This is a genomic window from Mucilaginibacter jinjuensis, from assembly GCF_028596025.1.
Taxonomy (GTDB): Bacteria; Bacteroidota; Bacteroidia; order Sphingobacteriales; family Sphingobacteriaceae; genus Mucilaginibacter; species Mucilaginibacter jinjuensis.
Genome location: NZ_CP117167.1, coordinates 4647974 through 4666208 on the forward strand (window position 1 = coordinate 4647974; position 18235 = coordinate 4666208).

15 protein-coding genes are annotated in these 18235 nt (G+C 41.7%); 4 read left to right on the plus strand and 11 right to left on the minus strand.

Features of this window, described 5'->3' with window-relative positions; translation table 11 throughout:
* The first annotated feature begins 13 nt into the window (after positions 1-13).
* Entirely contained in the window at positions 14-2386 is a 2373-nt protein-coding gene (gene pbpC / locus PQO05_RS20100; protein WP_273629232.1) for a penicillin-binding protein 1C, read from the plus strand.
* 5 nt (positions 2387-2391) lie between these two features.
* Here the strand turns inward: pbpC and PQO05_RS20105 are convergent, their stop codons facing one another.
* From PQO05_RS20105 to PQO05_RS20145, 9 genes are all read right to left on the minus strand, one after another.
* Positions 2392-2724 carry a hypothetical protein gene (locus tag PQO05_RS20105; protein WP_273629234.1) on the minus strand — a complete coding sequence of 111 codons (333 nt, stop codon included), beginning with the start codon at positions 2722-2724 and terminating at the stop codon, positions 2392-2394.
* 175 nt (positions 2725-2899) lie between these two features.
* Entirely contained in the window at positions 2900-3667 is a 768-nt protein-coding gene (locus PQO05_RS20110) for an oxygenase MpaB family protein (RefSeq protein WP_273629235.1), read from the minus strand.
* A 2-nt stretch (positions 3668-3669) separates the two neighbouring features.
* Positions 3670-4047 (minus strand): ribosomal maturation YjgA family protein, encoded by a 378-nt coding sequence (locus PQO05_RS20115; RefSeq protein WP_273629236.1) that lies wholly within the window; start codon positions 4045-4047, stop codon positions 3670-3672.
* 12 nt (positions 4048-4059) lie between these two features.
* A complete protein-coding gene (locus PQO05_RS20120; RefSeq protein WP_273629237.1) occupies positions 4060-4560 on the minus strand; it encodes a hypothetical protein in 501 nt (166 codons plus the stop codon).
* On the minus strand, positions 4560-5897 hold the full coding sequence (gene xrtN / locus PQO05_RS20125; protein ID WP_273629238.1) for an exosortase N: 1338 nt from the start codon (positions 5895-5897) through the stop codon (positions 4560-4562). Before xrtN ends, PQO05_RS20120 begins: the two co-directional genes overlap by 1 nt.
* Positions 5898-5899: 2 nt before the next feature.
* Positions 5900-8407, minus strand: a complete 2508-nt coding sequence (locus PQO05_RS20130; protein ID WP_273629239.1) for an XrtN system VIT domain-containing protein — start codon at positions 8405-8407, stop codon at positions 5900-5902.
* A gap of 52 nt (positions 8408-8459) precedes the next feature.
* Entirely contained in the window at positions 8460-8702 is a 243-nt protein-coding gene (locus tag PQO05_RS20135) for a winged helix-turn-helix domain-containing protein (RefSeq protein WP_420490476.1), read from the minus strand.
* A gap of 40 nt (positions 8703-8742) precedes the next feature.
* Positions 8743-9363, minus strand: a complete 621-nt coding sequence (locus PQO05_RS20140; protein ID WP_273629241.1) for a hypothetical protein — start codon at positions 9361-9363, stop codon at positions 8743-8745.
* Positions 9364-9575: 212 nt separating this feature from the next.
* Positions 9576-10808 (minus strand): DUF6515 family protein, encoded by a 1233-nt coding sequence (locus tag PQO05_RS20145; protein ID WP_273629242.1) that lies wholly within the window; start codon positions 10806-10808, stop codon positions 9576-9578.
* Between the two features lie 471 nt (positions 10809-11279).
* Between PQO05_RS20145 and PQO05_RS20150 the strand changes: the two genes are divergently transcribed.
* Positions 11280-11621, plus strand: coding sequence for a hypothetical protein (locus tag PQO05_RS20150; RefSeq protein ID WP_273629243.1), 342 nt, complete (start codon positions 11280-11282; stop codon positions 11619-11621).
* Between the two features lie 311 nt (positions 11622-11932).
* Entirely contained in the window at positions 11933-12373 is a 441-nt protein-coding gene (locus tag PQO05_RS20155; protein ID WP_273629244.1) for a winged helix-turn-helix transcriptional regulator, read from the plus strand.
* Positions 12374-12407: 34 nt separating this feature from the next.
* On the opposite strand, the gene PQO05_RS20160 is transcribed toward PQO05_RS20155, so the two are convergent.
* Positions 12408-14111: a DUF4062 domain-containing protein gene (locus PQO05_RS20160; RefSeq protein WP_273629245.1), complete on the minus strand. Its 1704-nt coding sequence runs from the start codon at positions 14109-14111 to the stop codon at positions 12408-12410.
* A 315-nt stretch (positions 14112-14426) separates the two neighbouring features.
* Here PQO05_RS20160 and PQO05_RS20165 point away from each other — a divergent pair, with 315 nt between their 5' ends.
* Entirely contained in the window at positions 14427-16445 is a 2019-nt protein-coding gene (locus tag PQO05_RS20165; protein WP_273629246.1) for a M13 family metallopeptidase, read from the plus strand.
* Between the two features lie 196 nt (positions 16446-16641).
* Here PQO05_RS20165 and PQO05_RS20170 read toward each other — a convergent pair whose 3' ends face one another.
* Positions 16642-17859, minus strand: coding sequence for an IS4 family transposase (locus tag PQO05_RS20170; RefSeq protein ID WP_273629247.1), 1218 nt, complete (start codon positions 17857-17859; stop codon positions 16642-16644).
* Positions 17860-18235 lie beyond the last annotated feature (376 nt).

Consider the following 18235-nt stretch of genomic DNA (forward strand, 5'->3'; position numbering starts at 1 on the left):
GGATTGTTTAACATTGAGAACGATATATAAAAAACCTAAGACTATAATCAGTGCCGGTATTGTACTGGTACTGATTATACTGTTTTGGTTTTGTATCCCTAAACATCTGTTTAACGCCCCAACTTCGTTTGTAATTGATGATAACCAGGGGCAGTTATTAGGTGCATCAATCGCATCCGACGGGCAATGGCGGTTTCCGTATAATGCTGATGTGCCGCCCAAATTCAAAGCCTGTATTATTGCCTTTGAGGATAAACGTTTTGAGCACCACCCCGGGTTTGATTTTCTGGCTTTTGGCCGTGCCATTAAACAAAACATCAGGGCAAGGCGCGTGGTAAGCGGAGGCAGTACGTTAACCATGCAGGTGATCCGTTTATCAACCCGAAAAAACCGCACGGTATGGCAAAAACTGCTCGAAATATTTAAAGCTTTAAGACTAGAACTTACGCATTCAAAGAGCGAGATATTGGCTTTATATTCAAGCAATGCACCATTTGGGAGCAACGTTGTAGGGCTCGATGCTGCATCGTGGCGATATTTTGGCCGCGCACCCGATAAGCTTTCATGGGGCGAAATGGCCGTACTGGCCGTGCTGCCCAATTCGCCTTCGCTGGTGCATCCGGGTAAAAACAGGATGATACTACTCCGAAAACGCAATTTATTGCTGGATCATTTACGACAGCAACATATTATTGACGCTACCACCGCCTCGCTTGCCAAACTGGAGCCTGTGCCCGAAAAGCCTTTCCCCCTGCCAACGCTTGCGCCTCATTTACTGCAGCGTTTTAAAACCGATAATATCGCCCATAAACAAAATGGTGGCCGTATAAAAACATCCATCAACAGCATTTTACAGCAAAATGTTACCGATATTATTGAAAGACACCACCAGCTTTTAAAGGGCAATGACATCCGCAACGCGGCGGCTATTGTTTTAGATGTGGAAACCGGGCAAACCTTAGCTTATGTGGGTAATATCAGTCACCCCGAAAATAAGGATATGGAAAGCGATGTAGATGTAATAGCATCGCCGCGCAGTCCCGGCAGTACTTTAAAACCATTATTGTATGCTGCCATGCTGCACGATGGGTTGATATTGCCTAATAGCCTCATCCCCGATATACCTACACAAATTGCTGGGTATCACCCCCAAAACTTTGATCTTGGGTATGATGGCGCTGTGTCCGCCTCAAAAGCCTTAGCAAGATCATTAAACATACCGGCGGTTAAAATGCTGGTACAGTATAAGTACGACCGCTTTCACAGCCTGTTACGTAATGTGGGGATGACCACGCTTAAACAACCGGCAGACCATTATGGCTTATCATTAATATTAGGCGGCAGCGAAAACACACTATGGGAACTAAGCGGTGCTTACGCGGATATGGCACGTGTACTAAACCATTATCAACAATATAAAGGGAAATATAATCCAAACGATTATCGCAACCCCGTATACAAACCGGCACCTCGCGTTACCCCTGAGTTAGAAAAAGGCGGACTGCTGGATGCGGCATCTATTTACTACACCTTTCAGGCAATGGAGGAGGTAATGCGCCCTGGTGATGAATTATTATGGCAGCAATTTACCTCCACGCAACGCATTGCATGGAAAACCGGCACCAGCTTCGGTTTTAGGGATGGCTGGGCAATTGGTGTAACCCCACGTTATGTTGTAGGTGTTTGGGTTGGTAATACCAATGGTGAAGGCCGCCCCGGATTAATCGGCGTAAACACTGCTGCCCCTATTTTGTTCGAGATCTTCAGGCAACTCCCTGTAACCCGTGATTGGTTTGCGGTGCCTGCGGGAGAGATGACAATGATGGCAGTGTGCCACGAAAGCGGTTACCGTGCAGGTGAAAATTGCGACCATGTTGATACCTTATTTATGCCCAAAAGTGGCTTAAAAGCTCCGGTTTGCCCCTTTCATCAATTAGTACATTTAGATGCAAGCCGTAAATGGCAGGTAACTTCTGTATGTGAGGCACCTGCAAACATGGTTCATGTGCCCTGGTTTGTGCTGCCCCCATCTATGGAGTTTTATTACCGCAGCCATAATTATAGTTATAAACCTCTCCCCCCTTTCCGGGCAGATTGTGCGGCTACCTTGCAGCACCCTATGGAATTAATATATCCAAAAGATGGTGCAAAAGTATATGTACCATTAGAAGCTGATGGCACACGCGGCCGGATGATATGCAATGCAGCGCACCGGCAAACAGGCATTAAAATATTCTGGCACCTGGATAATCAATACGTAGGGGAAACCAAAGACTATCATCAAATGGCTTTAAACCCATCAGCAGGTAAACACGTGCTAACACTGGTTGATGCAAACGGCAACCGCCTGCAATCTTATTTTGAAGTTTTAGATAAGGGGAAATAAAGACATTAGTCATATATACCAATATCTTTTAAATGCGGCATCTTGTAATGGCGGATAAAACCAACGATCTTTTCAAAATCATGCGTACTAAAACCTGGTGTACGCCCATACCAGGTCCAATGATGGCTATTTAAAGGAACTATCAAAGCCCCTAAAAACGCCAGCTCAGACTCTACCGCATAGCGTGGAGAATGTTCAATATGAAGTAATTGTTCGTGGATAATATAATTCTCAGGTATACAAAGCTGCCCCCTTTCCGATTTCTGGAAAATTGGCATTACTTCCAAAACTCTAAACCCATTATCCGTAATTAAGGTGTACAAGGTTTTTGTAAACATATCGCAAAACTTAGAGCTTTTACGAATGAATAAACTGATTAGTTATATAACTATCAAAATATTAAAATGAGTTTACCTCATACGTTATTGATTGGCTATTCTGGTTAATTTACTTGCGTATTTATACTTCAATATTACCACGTATAAGTACGGGAGAGTACATAAATAACATTTGTTACCGGCCACCATAGGTATCCAGATTTTGGATTTCAATTTTATACTTCACAGGTAAAAGTGCATTTTTAAGATATACCTGTAATTTAATATGGCTACTTATTTTATACAGATAAAGCAAAGGTTTTAAACGCCTGATCTGTTTGAGTTTCAACAAATCTGTTACATCCGAAGGGGCCATTAAGGCCTGTACCAACTTTAATAAGGGGAATCTTACACCTCCTAAATGTTGCCGGTATTGTTTAAACAGATCGACGGTAAAATTACTGAACTGAAGGTCTTGCTTCAGGTGTATTTCGCGCATAATTTTCCAAGCATTATAAGTTGTAGGCAAGCCTTCAAACCCCATACGGAGGCCTACTTTACAAAACACATGAAACACTTCTTCTTTCTCGGCCAGTGTCAGCTTACATTCTAACAGCTCGTACGCGCGGATCGAATAATCAATCAGCATAAATAAAACGTCACGGTAAGCCCAGTCGGGGATCTGGCTACCGCGCGCATGCTCAACCTGTTTGTGAATAGCCGTAATTTGATCTATGGCAGCACAGGCTTCGTTATTAGTCGAGAAGATAATTCGTTGCGCATAGGTAACTGTAGAAAATAATCTGCCCAATGGATCGGCCGGCAGCTTACCGGTAAAGTATAGCCAGTCCACTGCCTTGTTCAGGGCAAATTCGGCGGCTGAGGCCGCAAAAATAAACAGCACCGTATCAGCCTTGCCCCAAATCTCCCGCACTATCGAATCTTCTTTTACAAAATACTTCATCGTTATTTGGGTTTACGGAGTATTTTAACTTCAATAAGCCATACCAGCAGAATGCCGAGCGTATACATCAGCATATCTATCCATGAAAAACCGGTACCGATAATAATACAAGTCACACGGGAATTTTGTAAGCCCAGTATATTCACAATGTGGAAGTATTGCAGGGTTTCTACAACGTAAGAGAACAGCAGCACTCCTATTGCGGTAACGGCCACCCTGGTATCGGCAACACTTTTAACCATGCAATACAGCAGGATAACAACTAAGAAATCGCCCCCGAAAGGGCGAATAATAGCATCGTGCATGTAGAAGCCGATAAAAAATTCGACCAAAAACAATACGACAGCGAGAATAAAATAAGCGGGATTGAATTTAAACATGATAAGGTTTAGTTATAAGCTTTTTACTTTAATGTATTTTAAAAGGTTAATGTATTTGTAGCATATTATAAGCGGGATAATGCCTATTGCGCCAAATGAACAATCGATCAGTTGCCAGAAAACCGGAATATGCCTGATACTCCCCGCAATAAAAGCAAGCGGAACAATAAGCAGGCAGGCTATTATCCCAAACTCAACCACCCACACATTTTTAACCGGGTTACGCAGCGGCCCTATAAAAAGCAAAGCCAGTAACAGGTGCGCAAAAGCAAGCCAATCGGTACCATAACTTAAGTATGGATAGTTTTTATTGGTGCTTGCAATGGCAAGATAAATGGTTTGTAACCATTGGCTCATCAATGTTGGTAAACTTTGGCTGTGGTTAACCAGCCAGCTTAGTTCTGTTTGTAAGGGAAAGGCGGTTATTCCACTTAGGGCCAGGGCTGCTATCATTATCCAGATACAGCAGTTAATATATTGTATAAGCCGGGTTTCGGTTTGTTTTTTCATCATTATTTAAGATAAGCTGGGTTTGTTAATAAACTACCTGCCTGTCTTTGCAGCACCTGCCGGTTAGCGGCGTTAACGTTGATAAGATAAAACGGATGCTTACCCTTTGCGGCCTCCCAACGCCATTGCAGTTGATTTGTAGTTCGCATATAGCCATTATCAAACCACCAGGCGGCATAAATTTTATCCTTACCTTTTTGTAAGGTGCCGGTATATAGTTCAATGCCGTTCCATTGTTCTTTTTTAATGTTGTTAAATATATAGCCGCTGCCTGTCCAGCAAATCATGGGATCGTGGCCGGGTACATAAAAGGCGCTTGGTTTTATATAGATGAGCGTTTGTTTACCATCAAACTTCATAATGCCGTTGTCCATCTGTTGCTTGTAAAAGCCATCGAGCTCTATTTCCTTCGATGCAGGGATCAGCTTATCAGCACTTACCACATTAAGGGCTACCAATAAAAGCAGGGTAGCAAAACCGGCATGTAATATGGGATACCTGATCAAATAAAAACTATGCTTCTTTTTAGATGCAATAATTGGTTTAGGTGCAATGCCTACATAATTTAGTAAGGGCCCTACTCCTTTTACCAACGGCGCAATTACATAAATACCCAGGCAAGCGATGCCTACTGCATCATGATAAAATGTACCCGGCATAATTTTAAAAACCACCAATATCAGTATCCTGAAAAAGTTACCTATCACGTTTAAGCCGATGGTTGTTAAAAACAAGCCTGTTAGATATATGAACCGCAGCCGCTTACCGGTTTGCCGTTGATAGTGCATTAAAATAAACAGGCAGATGATAAGTGATATAATCAGCATATTAAGCCCTGCGCAAGCCGGATCTACAGAGAAATCGCATTTATCCAGTTGGATCTGGTTCCCGGCTGCTACAGCTTTAATGCCCATCATATTTAACAGACCGGCAACTTTTGATGTAAGCCAAAGCCTTACCGGGAAATCAACCATACTAATAATGTACTTAAACACCGGCGAAATAAAGAACAACAGGAACAAAAATGATTCGCTGAGCTTGCCCAGGCTATTTTCTAACAATAATAATATGGCAAACAGCATGGCTATAAAAAGCATGGTTTTAACCGGCACCACAATTGCCAGCGCCAACATTAATAAAGCGGGGACCAGGTACCGTAACGAATACCGGCTTTCGTCGGCCGTGCAGATGTAAGGTGCCAGCAGCAGCCCTACAAATAAATTGGCGTCCCAGGTTAAATAGGCAGGCAGTAGCCAAAGCGCTATAAAAAGATAGGTTAAGCCAAAGGCAATAGCCAGGTAGGGCATCACAATTGTTTTTTTAAGCCTTATTGCTAACATGTTTACAGGTTTTGAGGCTTTAACTTTTTACTGTATAATACATACGCGGCAACACCCAGGCATAATACAATTAATAACCACTCCTGTGGCTCGGGCACTGCACCTGATGATTTCATCGATGCATTTTTAAGGCTGTTCTTATTTTCATCGATCCCGAAACGATTATAATCTTCCTGTGTCTCTAACACGATGAGGCTCGACACCGGGGATACGATGAACGCTTTTTCGGCTTCGGCAATATTTGCAGGCTGTACATAATTATGGTTGAAATAGTCGCCGCTAACCTTCTTCATCAGATCATTGTAGGCAAACAACCGCAACACATGGTCGGGCGCATTTTTAATGTCAGTGGAAGTTGTTTTCTGGATCATCACTTTCGCATTATTCAGTACCACGGTTTGGTCATCTTCCTGGTTCTTCACAAACTGGTGCTGGTCTAATAAAGCGATCAGATCTTTGGGTTCACCATCGGTATAATTAAATATTCGTAACTCTTTTAAGGCTTTAAGATATGGGCTAAGCTGATTACCTATGTTATAAAACCTGATCTGCGTAGGTACTTTTAAATAAGTAGTCAAATCCTTTTCAAAATCACTGCCTTCGAGGTCACTTAAGTTTGGTGCACTGTCGGTGCTTTTAGAGATGATCAGCGCCCTTGCCGGGTCACTAATTGCATTGACTGGGAACATGCTGAAATTTTGCTGGCTCATGATATCAAACACATCCTTTACATTATCATCAGTAAGGCGCATCAGCTTGTCATCATAAACATATACCGGCCTGGTCTTTATTTTATCCCAGATCTGGTTAAATTCTGATTCGGACCACGATTTATTCAAATCGAGGTAAATCTTATCAGGCGTAAAATCTTCCAGCTTCGCCTCGTAGTTTTTGACCTGATAGGCTGTATCTGCAAATGAAAATGCGCTGGTAGCAAGAGCCGGCGCCTTGCAGGCAATTTGCCAGTCGGGCTGATAAGTCCTGTCGGCACGGTACACACCTAAAGTAGTTTGCTTAAATACAGCCGGCAACTGCAACTCAGAAGCATTACCTGCCGTTGTAACCTGCATAGATTCTAAAGCGTTACCTGCTTGCGGGCCTTCAAATGAAGCATTTTCATAAATCAGCTTGTCGCCCTTTTTAGTAAGCGGACTGGTAATGCCGATTTTAAAACGACGATTTTCGGTAGTGGTACATGGGAATACACGAACAGTTACCGTATTGCCCTCCTGCCAGTGCACCACAGATGGATCATGCTGCTCTACCCCTACTACCTGATGATAAGCAGAATCGGCCGTAGCTTTGGTAGTGAGCCTTGATTTTGCCTCGCGGCCATCTATCCACAAAGACAGGGATGATATCACCGCACCTTCTGACAAATGGAAAGTATAAATGGCTTCCTGCTTACTCCAGTTCCAATCGGCATTGTTCCTTACCGTGAGCATTTTTTCGGTATAGGCCATCCGGTATTCGGGGAACAATTTTACATTACTGATCACACTAATGGTTTCGAGGTTATCGCCCGACCAAAGGCGCTCTTGTGCCTGGTGGCGTGAGTTGTACATCGATTTTAAGACCTTAATACGGTCATTTTCGTCGAGGTTTGGCTTTTTAAAAAGTAACGTTGCTATAACCACCAGCGGATCGTGCTGCTTCGGTTCATCGAAAGAGTGCGACGGCATACCTCCCCAGAAAAAATGATCATTTGAAACTTCATGATACACTAATCCGGCCTTCAAAATACGCTCGGCCCAAAATGAATTGTCGATGTGCTGGCTTACGTTAATCCAGGCGGGTAGCTTAGCGTCATTTAAAGCGTTTTGATTAATCAGCAGGTTAATCTTCTGATTGGCTGTATTCCAGCAGATCAAAAAACTAATGCAACCTATTACCGGTAAAGCAAACCCGGCGATAGCCATGTAAAGCATTTTTATGTTTTGGCGCGATACACTCAAAATTAAAATGGCCGTAACAATAGCCAACCCGAGCGGCACATAGGTGTGCAACGAAATACCTATCGCAATAATGCCAATAATGCTAAAGACATAAAGAGGCAACAAGTAAATGGCATAATAACTGAATAGCAAAAAAGCACCACCCAACAAAAAGAACGTGATATAATTTAACAACCCCGGTAATGCCTGGTACATGGACGCCAGTATCAACGCTACGCTTGATAATACGATCCATACGCTAAGCCACGGTACTGACTGATCAAACACATTCATTTCGCGGTTTAATGCAAATGCGCTGATAAACCACAGTACCAGCAGCATAATGATATGCCCTATCTTCCGTTCTGAAAGATTTAGCCCCCGTTTGGATACTTTGCCAAAAAGCAACACGAACAAGTAGCCTGCCGATAACGCATAATTAAAAAAGAAGGCCCCTGAAGCTGATTGCCGGGTAAACTGATCGGTAACAGCTAATATCATTGCCGAGATGATGATAAGAATAATGCCTGCCAGATACAGCCGATCTTGTGATAGTAAGATTGTGATTCGTTTCATTTTTATTTTATTTAAAAGTACTTTGTATTTCAAAGTTAATAGACAAAAAAATTTAAAGCTTCTGTTGCTTTATTAAATTTTCGAGTGCTTCGAGGTGTTTTTTAAACGCAGCAATCCCCTTTGCCGATGCCTGGTAACGAGTATTGGGCTTGCGCCCCAGGAAGGATTTGTTTACAGTAATATATTCGTCTTTCTCCAAAGCTTTTAAATGCGATGCCAGGTTGCCGTCGGTTACCTCCAGCAAGTCTTTCAGCGAGTTAAAATCATAACTCTCATTAGCCACCAGTACGCTCATAATTTGTAAGCGTACGCGGTTTTCAAAAGCTTTATCGAAATTAGTTAGCGTTATTTTCACGGTCGTATTTAAAGTACATCACACTGCCATATAAAATGTGCAGTACACCAAAACCCAGGGCCCAAAAGTACAGACCATAACCCGGTAATATGGTTGCTAAAAGGCCTAAAGCAATTTCGCTTAAACCAAGCCACCTTACATCGCCATAAGTATACTGGCTTGCGGCAACCAATGCCAGGCCGTAAAATATAAGGCAGCCCGGTGCTATAATGCCAAAATGCCCTTGTATAAACAACAGCAAAACAAAGCAGCCACCGGTTAGCAAAGGTAATGCACCGTTTTTTAACAGCAAATTACTGCTTTGGTTCCATACGCTTTGGCCTTTACGTTTTGCTTTGCGTACAGTTAACCAAATACCTGTTGCTACAGAAAGTATTAATACAATTAACGCCACAAAAAACAACTGCATAATAGTGTCATTTCTATTAACGTACAGCTCGATATGGTCTAAATAAAGTAGCTTATAAGCAATGCCTGCCCCTACTAAAGCATATATGCCAGCCATTACGCCCGATAAACCACTCAGGGATATAAACTTGGTAGACCGCTCCATGAGCGTACGGATGGAACTGATTTCGGAATAAAGATCTTTTTCTTCCATATAAAGTACTTTGTGATTCAAAGTAAGTTGAATTAATTTACTTATCCAAATTTTATTTAAAGAAATTAGAGGATGCATACAAAAGTTTGTAGTAATGAATCTCCACCAAACTTGTTTAGTGCTATTGATCCACCTTCACGGTTTAAGTTTCTACATAACAAAAAAGTCCCTCAACGTTAGCTGAGGGACTTTTTCTAAAAACACAATTTAATTTACTGCTGTGGCTGCTCGCGCATATCTACCACTTCGTAGCAATTTTGCCCGTTAATATTGATAGGCTGATAATAGGTATTGTTATAGTAAATAAAGGTTTCATCGTTGATAACCGTTTCTGATGCACCTTCGGGCAAGTTGGTTACCACTGCACCTATAGGCGCATCTACAACCTGGTAGCCATTTTGTACCTGCGCATAGTAATCACCACCGAAATAATAGTAAGTATAATCGCCAACTGCTATGGTGTTGTAACCCTCGGGCAGGCCATTTACTACCAAACCTATCGGGGCAGCTATAACCTGGTAGCCATTGGCAGCAGGCTCATAATAAGCACCGTTATCATAGTAATATTGCTGGTTATTTAACGCAACAATAACAGCCGTAGTAGCTAAAGCTGCTGCGAAGAAACCTATTGGATGCCAGGCAGGTCCCCAGTAATATGGGCGGTACGGGTGGTATCTGTACACATAAGTTGGCCTGCGATAAACATAAACCGGGCGGGTGGGATGATACACCGGTGGCCTGTAATAACCACCACCAGGGCGGGCACCGCCATTGCTCCCCGGCCTGTAATAGCCATTCGGAGGGCGTTGACCACCATTCCACTGCGGACGCTGACCGCCATTATTATTCTGCGGCGGACCGTTATTACCTTGCGGCGGACGCTGGCCTCCATTACCTTGTTGAGGTTGCGTGCTATTATCTTGCGGTGGGCGTTGGCCTCCATTATTTTGAGGTGGTTGATTACCATTACCTTGCGAAGGCCGCTGCCAACCATTGCCTTGTTGAGGCTGGCCGTTATTTCCCTGCTGAGGCTGGCCACCATTATTTACGGGTGGGGTTTGGCCACTATTACCTGGTGTTGGCTGACTACCATTATTGGCCGGAGGACGTTGCCATCCACCTTGCGGGCGTTGCCCACCATTACCTTGCGGCGGCTGGCCACCCGTTGGTTGTGTACCATTGTTTGCAGGCGGGCGTTGCCATCCCCCACCTTGCGGACGCTGACCGCCATTGCTGGCCGGTGGACGCTGTTGCTGTGGGTTATTATTTTGAGGGCGTTGCTGCGGAGCGTTACCATTTGACTGGCGTACTGGGCGTTGCTGCACCGGCTTTTGATCCTGGTTTTGGTTTTGCGGTGCGATACCGGCAAAAACAGGATCGAATATCATTGCGAATGTTGCAGATAGCAATATTGTAGCAATTCCTTTTTTAGGAATTCTGTTCATAGCTTTTAGGGGTTAATTTATATCTCACAGGCTGATACAAAAATACGGTTTCTAACATAAATGTTTTATTCCTTAAAATTGGCAGGCAGGCGCTACTTTAATTACGTAATATCCGGGGGATAAGTTGCCCACCCTTGAGGTTGTTGGATAGAACAAGAAGCTCACTATTTAGTGGAAAGTTCCATGTTACAGACTTAAAAGTAATTATTATACCGAATAGTATAATTACAATATACTGATTTGAAGATAATTAAATCCGATTTCTAATGCTTTTTAGATCGCACCCTGTTACACTTTTACTGACTTAAAGGTTATTTTTTGTGACGAGCTTTTGTCATTCTTATCTACTTTTATTTTAAAACCAGTTGCAATTAAATTAATTCAAATACATTTGCAATGTAGTTTTAAATAACAACTGGTTTTAAAACACAATTAAAAGTATAAAAAAACATTCTATTAAATCAAAGTATCATGAGTACCCAAGAACAAAATCCACTTGCCATCGCTATCAGCAAAGTTATAGCCATTGGTAGCCTTAACGAAAAAGCTTTACAAACAGACAAAGCCGAAAGGTTTGCTATTCTACAACGTGAAGTACCAGCCACTGTTCAGTTGTACCTGGGCGGTAAAATCGATAATTGGTTTGCAAAGGTTGATGGCACCGGTGTTATCTTCATTATGAATGTAACCACCGTTGAAGAAGCACACACGCTATTGGAAGCATTACCACTGGGCGTAGCCGGATTAATGGAGTTTAACCTGATCCCGGTTGGGCCATTAAGTCCGCTGCGTTTACTTTTAAATCAGGCTTAATCAGCAATTACTCCCTTATTAAAAAGCCTTTAAGCATTATGTTTAAAGGCTTTTTAGGTAAATATACATTTTGCAATTTATCCATACATTAAGGCGACAATTAAATCACTTCCGGGTTCGTATATTTGCAACCAGTTGTAAATCACACCTTCGGATGCCGAAAATTAATTGTGATTTATTGCTTTATTGTCCGTGTAGGGTCTTTTGTAAAGGACCCTGTAATGCTTTAAAAACCTATCTACGTACTCAAGGTCCTCTGCGAGAGACCCTGCGGAGACAGGAGTGCGCTTATTACTTAATAATTTAAAAAAATGGAACCACACAGATCATATTGCCCGGTAAACCTCGCAATTGAGGTAATTGGTGATAAATGGAGCTTGTTGATTTTGCGCGATATGATCTTTTATAAAAGGCGCCATTTTAACGAACTGCTGCGCCAGTCGGAAGAAAAGATCGCATCCAATATTTTAAGGGACAGGCTTGCCATGTTTGAGAAAGAAGGCCTGGTTACCAAAGGCAAAGGCCCCGATGATATCCACAAACAAAAAGTAACCTACAGCCTTACCGAAAAAAGCATTGATCTGCTCCCTGTTTTAGTATCGGCCATCGGCTGGAGTATTAAATACGAGCCTGTAAACATGCAGAAATATAAACCTGCAATAGATTTATTCGCAGCCGGTCAGGCTGGAATTGAGGGTTTTCAGAAATTGTTAAGGGAGGAGCATTTGACGGCGGACGTTGTGCAAGCGTAAAACACACGAGACACGCGTTCGTCGGCATAAGGGATTAAGATTTTGATTTTTCAGGATCATTGGCTTTTTCATCTGAGGACTTTGATTTACCAAGACCAGTTATTTTGTCCGAACCTAATACTGATGATGTCCCATCAAGGCCTAACACTGATCTACTAAGACCAGTAAGGCCGGTTATTTTGTCCGAACCTAATACCGATGATGTCCCATCAAGGCCTAACACTGATCTACTAAGACCAGTAAGGCCGGTTATTTTGTCCGAACCTAATACCGATGATGTCCCATCAAGGCCTAACACTGATCTACTAAGACCAGTAAGGCCGGTTATTTTGTCCGAACCTAATACCGATGATGTCCCATCAAGGCCTAACACTGATCTACTAAGACCAGTAAGGCCGGTTATTTTGTCCGAACCTAATACCGATGATGTCCCATCAAGGCCTAACACTGATCTACTAAGACCAGTAAGGCCGGTTATTTTGTCCGAACCTAATACCGATGATGTCCCATCAAGGCCTAACACTGATCTACTAAGACCAGTAAGGCCGGTTATTTTGTCCGAACCTAATACTGATGATGTCCCATCAAGGCCTAACACTGATCTACTAAGACCAGTAAGGCCGGTTATTTTGTCCGAACCTAATACCGATGATGTCCCATCAAGGCCTAACACTGATCTACTAAGACCAGTAAGGCCGGTTATTTTGTCCGAACCTAATACCGATGATGTCCCATCAAGGCCTAATACTGATCTACTAAGACCAGTAAGGCCGGTTATTTTGTCCGAACCTAATACCGATGATGTCCCATCAAGGCCTAACTTTGGACGGGTTAGTATATTTTCGTAAAGAGTTTCTTTTTCTAAATTAAGAGAATCATTGACTTTGTAATATTGATCCGTTACAATTTTTGAAGTGAACTCCAACGTACCTTTTGAACTGTTAGTTTTTAGCTTTTTTAGATCATTTTCAATTTTTGTATAACTTAATTCTAACTCTCGCTTTTTTTCGGTTAACGAATCTATTCTTTCTAAGAGATCTGCGGTCACTCCAATTTTAAGTAAAGTTTCTGACCTTTTATCTTCAGGTAACTCCTGCATAGTGATCTCAAATGCACGTAAAACTGCTTCAAGGTTCCTTTGCTTGAATAAGAATACATCAGCTAACTCATTTAATAGTTTTTTTTGAACCTCTTTTTTTATATCTACAACATTCTTGAATTCAATTATCCACGGAATTGGTGATCGAGTTTTCACTTCATTTATAAATTCCAATGTCCGGTAATCAAGCGTTTTTGGTAAAATTTTTCCTAATCTTCTTTTTGCCAAATTTTCGTCCCCTTTTGCTTTTTTTATTGCTTCCCGATATATCTGGTAATATTCAAGTAACCCCTTTCTTATAAAAACTAATATCCTTTTCTTTTTGTGATGAGCGAATCTATACTCTCCATGAGTGGGCGATATTTTATCTGATATTATTTCTGAAAATGCTTTCCACTCTAAAGGCGTTCCATATCTGTTATCAATAATTAGAAGTGTTATGAACGACGAGTCTAAAACAGTTAGGCAAGATTCCCATGGTTCAAATTCTGGTGTATAATCAGGAAATCCTTCTGAAGAACTTAAAATAGGATTGTAACCTAAATCTCCTAAGAAATTTGATAGTTCAGCTCGTAGATCAATAAGATTATACTCGGGAGAACTTATAAAAATTGGGAACTTATATTCGCTTGTCGACATAATATTAAATATACAATCATATAGTAATAATCCAATAATTTTATTCTTTCTCCCTTCTCTGGCGCAAGTATGCAGCGCAAGCCTTGTGCAACTGAGTACTTGTGACATTATCGACAAACAACAACCTGTATAAGCACAAGTACTAAACCCCACATCCCAACGCTGCATACTTGCGCCAGAATTTGCGGAAGTATGCAGACAAAGAAGATTCCTCGTTCCTCGGAATGACAAAAAGGGTTTATCTGCCTTTACGGAGACTGAACGCCCCACCTTCCGTTCGTTCAAAATTTTATTACCTTTAAGCATAAATCAATTATGAAAAAATCTCTTTACTTGTGCTTAACGGCAGCATTATTGGGTATATCAACCTATTCGGATGCTCAGAAGAAAAGCTTTGTTGATGTGGCCGGGATAGACCCTTCGATAAAGCCTGGTGATAATTTCTTTCGCTATGTTAACGGGCGCTGGTACGATACCGTTAAAATTGCCAGTGATCAATCGGGTGTGGGTTCTTATTCGTTTATGAATATCCCGCAAAAAAAATTGCTTCAAAACATCCTCGATAGTGTTTCAAAAAGTAAAAATACCATGGGCAGCGTTGAGCAGAAGGTTGGCGATTTTTATGCAGCCGGTATAGATATGGCTACTATTAATAAACGCGGATACGAACCTGTTAAACCAACACTGGCGCGTATTAATGCCATCACCAGTGTACCGTCGCTACTCCAGTTTGTAGCAACTGAATATAAATCGGGCAACCGCTCTATTATCGCTTTCGGTATTTCTCCCGATGATAAAAACAGCAAGATCAATATTGCCCATGTGTACCAGGGCGGTATCGGTTTACCCGACCGGGATTATTATTTCAAAACAGATTCACCTACGCTCAAAATTCAGCAAGCTTACAAGCAATATATTAGTACCTTATTTCAGCTAACCGGCAGCTCTGCTGCTGTTGCCGCAAAAGATGCAGCTATTGTTTATGATATCCAAAAGCAACTGGCAGCTTCGCATAAAACAAATATCGAACGCAGGGATGTACACGCCAATTATCATAAACTGGCCATTGTATCTATCAACAAAACACAACCCAATATAGGTTGGGTTACCTTGCTTGCCAATTTAGGTGCCGTTACAGATTCGGTTGATATGGCCCAACCTGCCTATTACGATAAATTAAATACGATATTGAAGTCTGTTTCAATCGCAGACTGGAAAACATATTTAAAAGCCGGCACACTCGAAAACTATGCGGAAACATTGGGTACACCGTTTATCGATGCTTCGTTTCAGTTTAGCAGCGTATTAAGCGGACAGGCCACTCAAAAATCGCGCAGGCAAATTATGACGGAAAACGTTGACAGCTACCTTGGTCAGGCGCTGGGGCAACTTTACGTGAAAAGATATTTTAACGAGGATGCCAAAAAACGTGTGTTGGTATTGGTAAATAACCTGCAAAAATCATTCGAAAACAGGATTAATCACCTGGACTGGATGAGCGATAGTACCAAACTAAAAGCGAAGGAAAAACTATACGCCATCACAAAAAAACTCGGCTACCCGGATAAGTGGAAGAATTACGACAGGGTACAGATTGCAAGAACCAAATACTTTGAAGATGTGCTCTCACTCAACCAAAACAGCTACCAGGTTGAACTGGCAAAACTGAATAAACCGGTTGACAGAACTGAATGGTTTACAACGCCATCAACAGTTACAGCTTATTATAATCCATCTCAAAATGAGGTAGTTTTCCCTGCCGGTATTTTGCAATATCCTTATTTTGATTTTTCGGCAGATGACGCGATCAACTATGGCGGTATAGGCATGGTAATTGGCCACGAAATGACCCATGCTTTTGATGACCAGGGCGCACAGTATGATAAAGATGGCAACGTAAAAAACTGGTGGACAAAAGAAGATTACCAAAAGTTTAAAGTAAAAACCAATCAGCTGGCAGATTTATATAGCTCATTCACAGTTTTAGATACGGTACACGTTAAAGGTCACCTAACCTTAGGCGAAAACACGGCAGATAACGGTGGCGTTGCCATTGCTTACGATGCATTTAAGATGACGGAACAAGGAAAAGGCAATGAGAAAATTGACGGCTTTACACCAGATCAACGCTTCTTTATCTCGATAGCAAGGATCTGGAGGGTAAAAACAAGGGATGCATTTCTGCGTACTTATGTTAACACCAACCCGCACTCGCCGGCCATGTGGCGGGTAAACGGCCCATTAATGAATTTTGAACCTTTTTACCGGGCATTTAATATACAGCCGGGTGATAAGAATTATAAAGCTGAAGATCAAAGAGTAAAGGTCTGGTAGGGAGCTAAAACTCAGAGAAAAAGCCTTTTCAACAGCAAAGTTGAAAGGGCTTTTTTGTTTGTGTAGTGTCTCTTATAGAGAAGCCTGTACAGGCGCAAGTACTCAAAAAGCTTTTGTCATTCTGAACGTAGTGCACTGTTGTCCGGTAAAAAATGAAGGAGATAGTAAAAGAGGCATTGAGTGGGTTTTAGAGGGATTAAGTTTTAAAACCAAATTGTGAGCCCCCTAATTTTAATTGCTTTTCCCCGGTGATTGTAGTGGACAGCCTTTCAGGATCGTTCAGAAAATTGAATAGATGTATATAACTCATCAGATGTAACCTGATAATAGCACTCAAATTGGAGAAAGCCCATTTCCTTTTAAGTTGAACCTGTACAAGTTTAATGAGCAGGTCGGCAATAAAAGCACCCCATATTTGGATCTTGATCGCATTTTCATTGTCTCCCAGGAAGTATTTGAGGGGGAAGTTTTGTTTGATCCTTTTAAACAGGATCTCGATTTGCCAGCGTTTTCTATAAAGATCAGCTATCTGTAGTGGTGATAATGAAAAGTTATTAGTGAGGAATTCAAATTTTCTGGCTTTTTGCTTATCGAAAAAGGTAATTTGACGGCTTTTAAGCTTGATTTTTTTACGATGGGTGCGTGTGCCGAGGGTGATCAAACGGTCAGCAATTATACCAGATGCCTTGTCTTCAGGGCTAACTTCATTTGAACCAGTAACCACATACCGGGCATCTTTTTTCTGGCGGGTGACAAAAAATACCCCTTCATTAGTTAAACGTTCATATTGACTGTAATCTACATAGCCTTTATCAAAAACGATAAATGAACCGGCTTCCAGGTTGATCTCCTTTAGAAAGGTCATATCATTTGCACTCGCTGCCGTGAAACTAACCTGAATGGCAACGTCATCGGTTGCATCGATCAGCGTATGTACTTTAATACCGCCTTTCCTTTTACCGTTGAACTTACCCGGACTGGGGGCTTTGAGTATTTGTTGAAACAAAGTGATGGTAGAGGCATCCGCTATAAAAAGTTTGAGGTTATTTACCGACCGGCTGTCCGGTAAAAGTTGCTTATGCCTGCGATAAATCTGCTCATATAATAACTCGAAAACCTTATAGGAACGTTTCATATTGGCATCGCATAGTGTGCTCCTTCCCGGCGCCTTTTGTATACCTGCATGTTCGAGTTTATTACTACAGGCTTTCATCCCGCTAACCACTTCCCGGCTGCTTGTACACTTGTTTAACACACAATAAAGCATGGTGACTAAATGTGTATGCGTATCAAAATAACGATAATAACGGTCATATTGTCCCGCTCTTGCCAATGCCTTTACTGAATTGCGGTCAATCAAATTCAGCAGCTGATTCAATACCGGCTGTCCGGTAAAAAAAGTACTTTTGCCCATGTTGAATATTGAAGTGTGGTAACTCTAATATCAACACAAAAAAGGGGTAGCCGAAAAGCTACCCCTTATCTTTTTCAAAAAAATCGTTTACCGGACAACAGTGAACGTAGTGAAGAATCTTCTGCTACATAATTGGCAACTATACAAGGCGAAGAAGATTCCTCGTTTCTCGGAATGACAAAAGAGAGCTATTTATTCATACAGGCTCTCTTGTAAAGGGCCTTGCAATGATTTACAGACCTGTCGCAGAGTTCTCTGCAAGAGACTCTGCGGAGACGGTTAAGGTTTAAAACAGCCCTTTCAAAGACACCATTTTATCATCCAACAGTAAATTCTACATCTACAATAATTTTCATATAACGATCGTTATATATTT

What these genes read in the sequence shown, in the direction of transcription:
- PQO05_RS20105 (WP_273629234.1), bottom strand. Translation starts at nt 2,724, where the DNA reads ATGTTTACAAAAACCTTGTACACCTTAATTACGGATAATGGGTTTAGA.
- PQO05_RS20110 (WP_273629235.1), bottom strand. Translation starts at nt 3,667, where the DNA reads ATGAAGTATTTTGTAAAAGAAGATTCGATAGTGCGGGAGATTTGGGGC.
- PQO05_RS20115 (WP_273629236.1), bottom strand. Translation starts at nt 4,047, where the DNA reads ATGTTTAAATTCAATCCCGCTTATTTTATTCTCGCTGTCGTATTGTTT.
- PQO05_RS20120 (WP_273629237.1), bottom strand. Translation starts at nt 4,560, where the DNA reads ATGATGAAAAAACAAACCGAAACCCGGCTTATACAATATATTAACTGC.
- xrtN (WP_273629238.1), bottom strand. Translation starts at nt 5,897, where the DNA reads ATGTTAGCAATAAGGCTTAAAAAAACAATTGTGATGCCCTACCTGGCT.
- PQO05_RS20130 (WP_273629239.1), bottom strand. Translation starts at nt 8,407, where the DNA reads ATGAAACGAATCACAATCTTACTATCACAAGATCGGCTGTATCTGGCA.
- PQO05_RS20135 (WP_420490476.1), bottom strand. Translation starts at nt 8,702, where the DNA reads ATGAGCGTACTGGTGGCTAATGAGAGTTATGATTTTAACTCGCTGAAA.
- PQO05_RS20140 (WP_273629241.1), bottom strand. Translation starts at nt 9,363, where the DNA reads ATGGAAGAAAAAGATCTTTATTCCGAAATCAGTTCCATCCGTACGCTC.
- PQO05_RS20145 (WP_273629242.1), bottom strand. Translation starts at nt 10,808, where the DNA reads ATGAACAGAATTCCTAAAAAAGGAATTGCTACAATATTGCTATCTGCA.
- PQO05_RS20150 (WP_273629243.1), top strand. Translation starts at nt 11,280, where the DNA reads ATGAGTACCCAAGAACAAAATCCACTTGCCATCGCTATCAGCAAAGTT.
- PQO05_RS20155 (WP_273629244.1), top strand. Translation starts at nt 11,933, where the DNA reads ATGGAACCACACAGATCATATTGCCCGGTAAACCTCGCAATTGAGGTA.
- PQO05_RS20160 (WP_273629245.1), bottom strand. Translation starts at nt 14,111, where the DNA reads ATGTCGACAAGCGAATATAAGTTCCCAATTTTTATAAGTTCTCCCGAG.
- PQO05_RS20165 (WP_273629246.1), top strand. Translation starts at nt 14,427, where the DNA reads ATGAAAAAATCTCTTTACTTGTGCTTAACGGCAGCATTATTGGGTATA.
- PQO05_RS20170 (WP_273629247.1), bottom strand. Translation starts at nt 17,859, where the DNA reads ATGGGCAAAAGTACTTTTTTTACCGGACAGCCGGTATTGAATCAGCTG.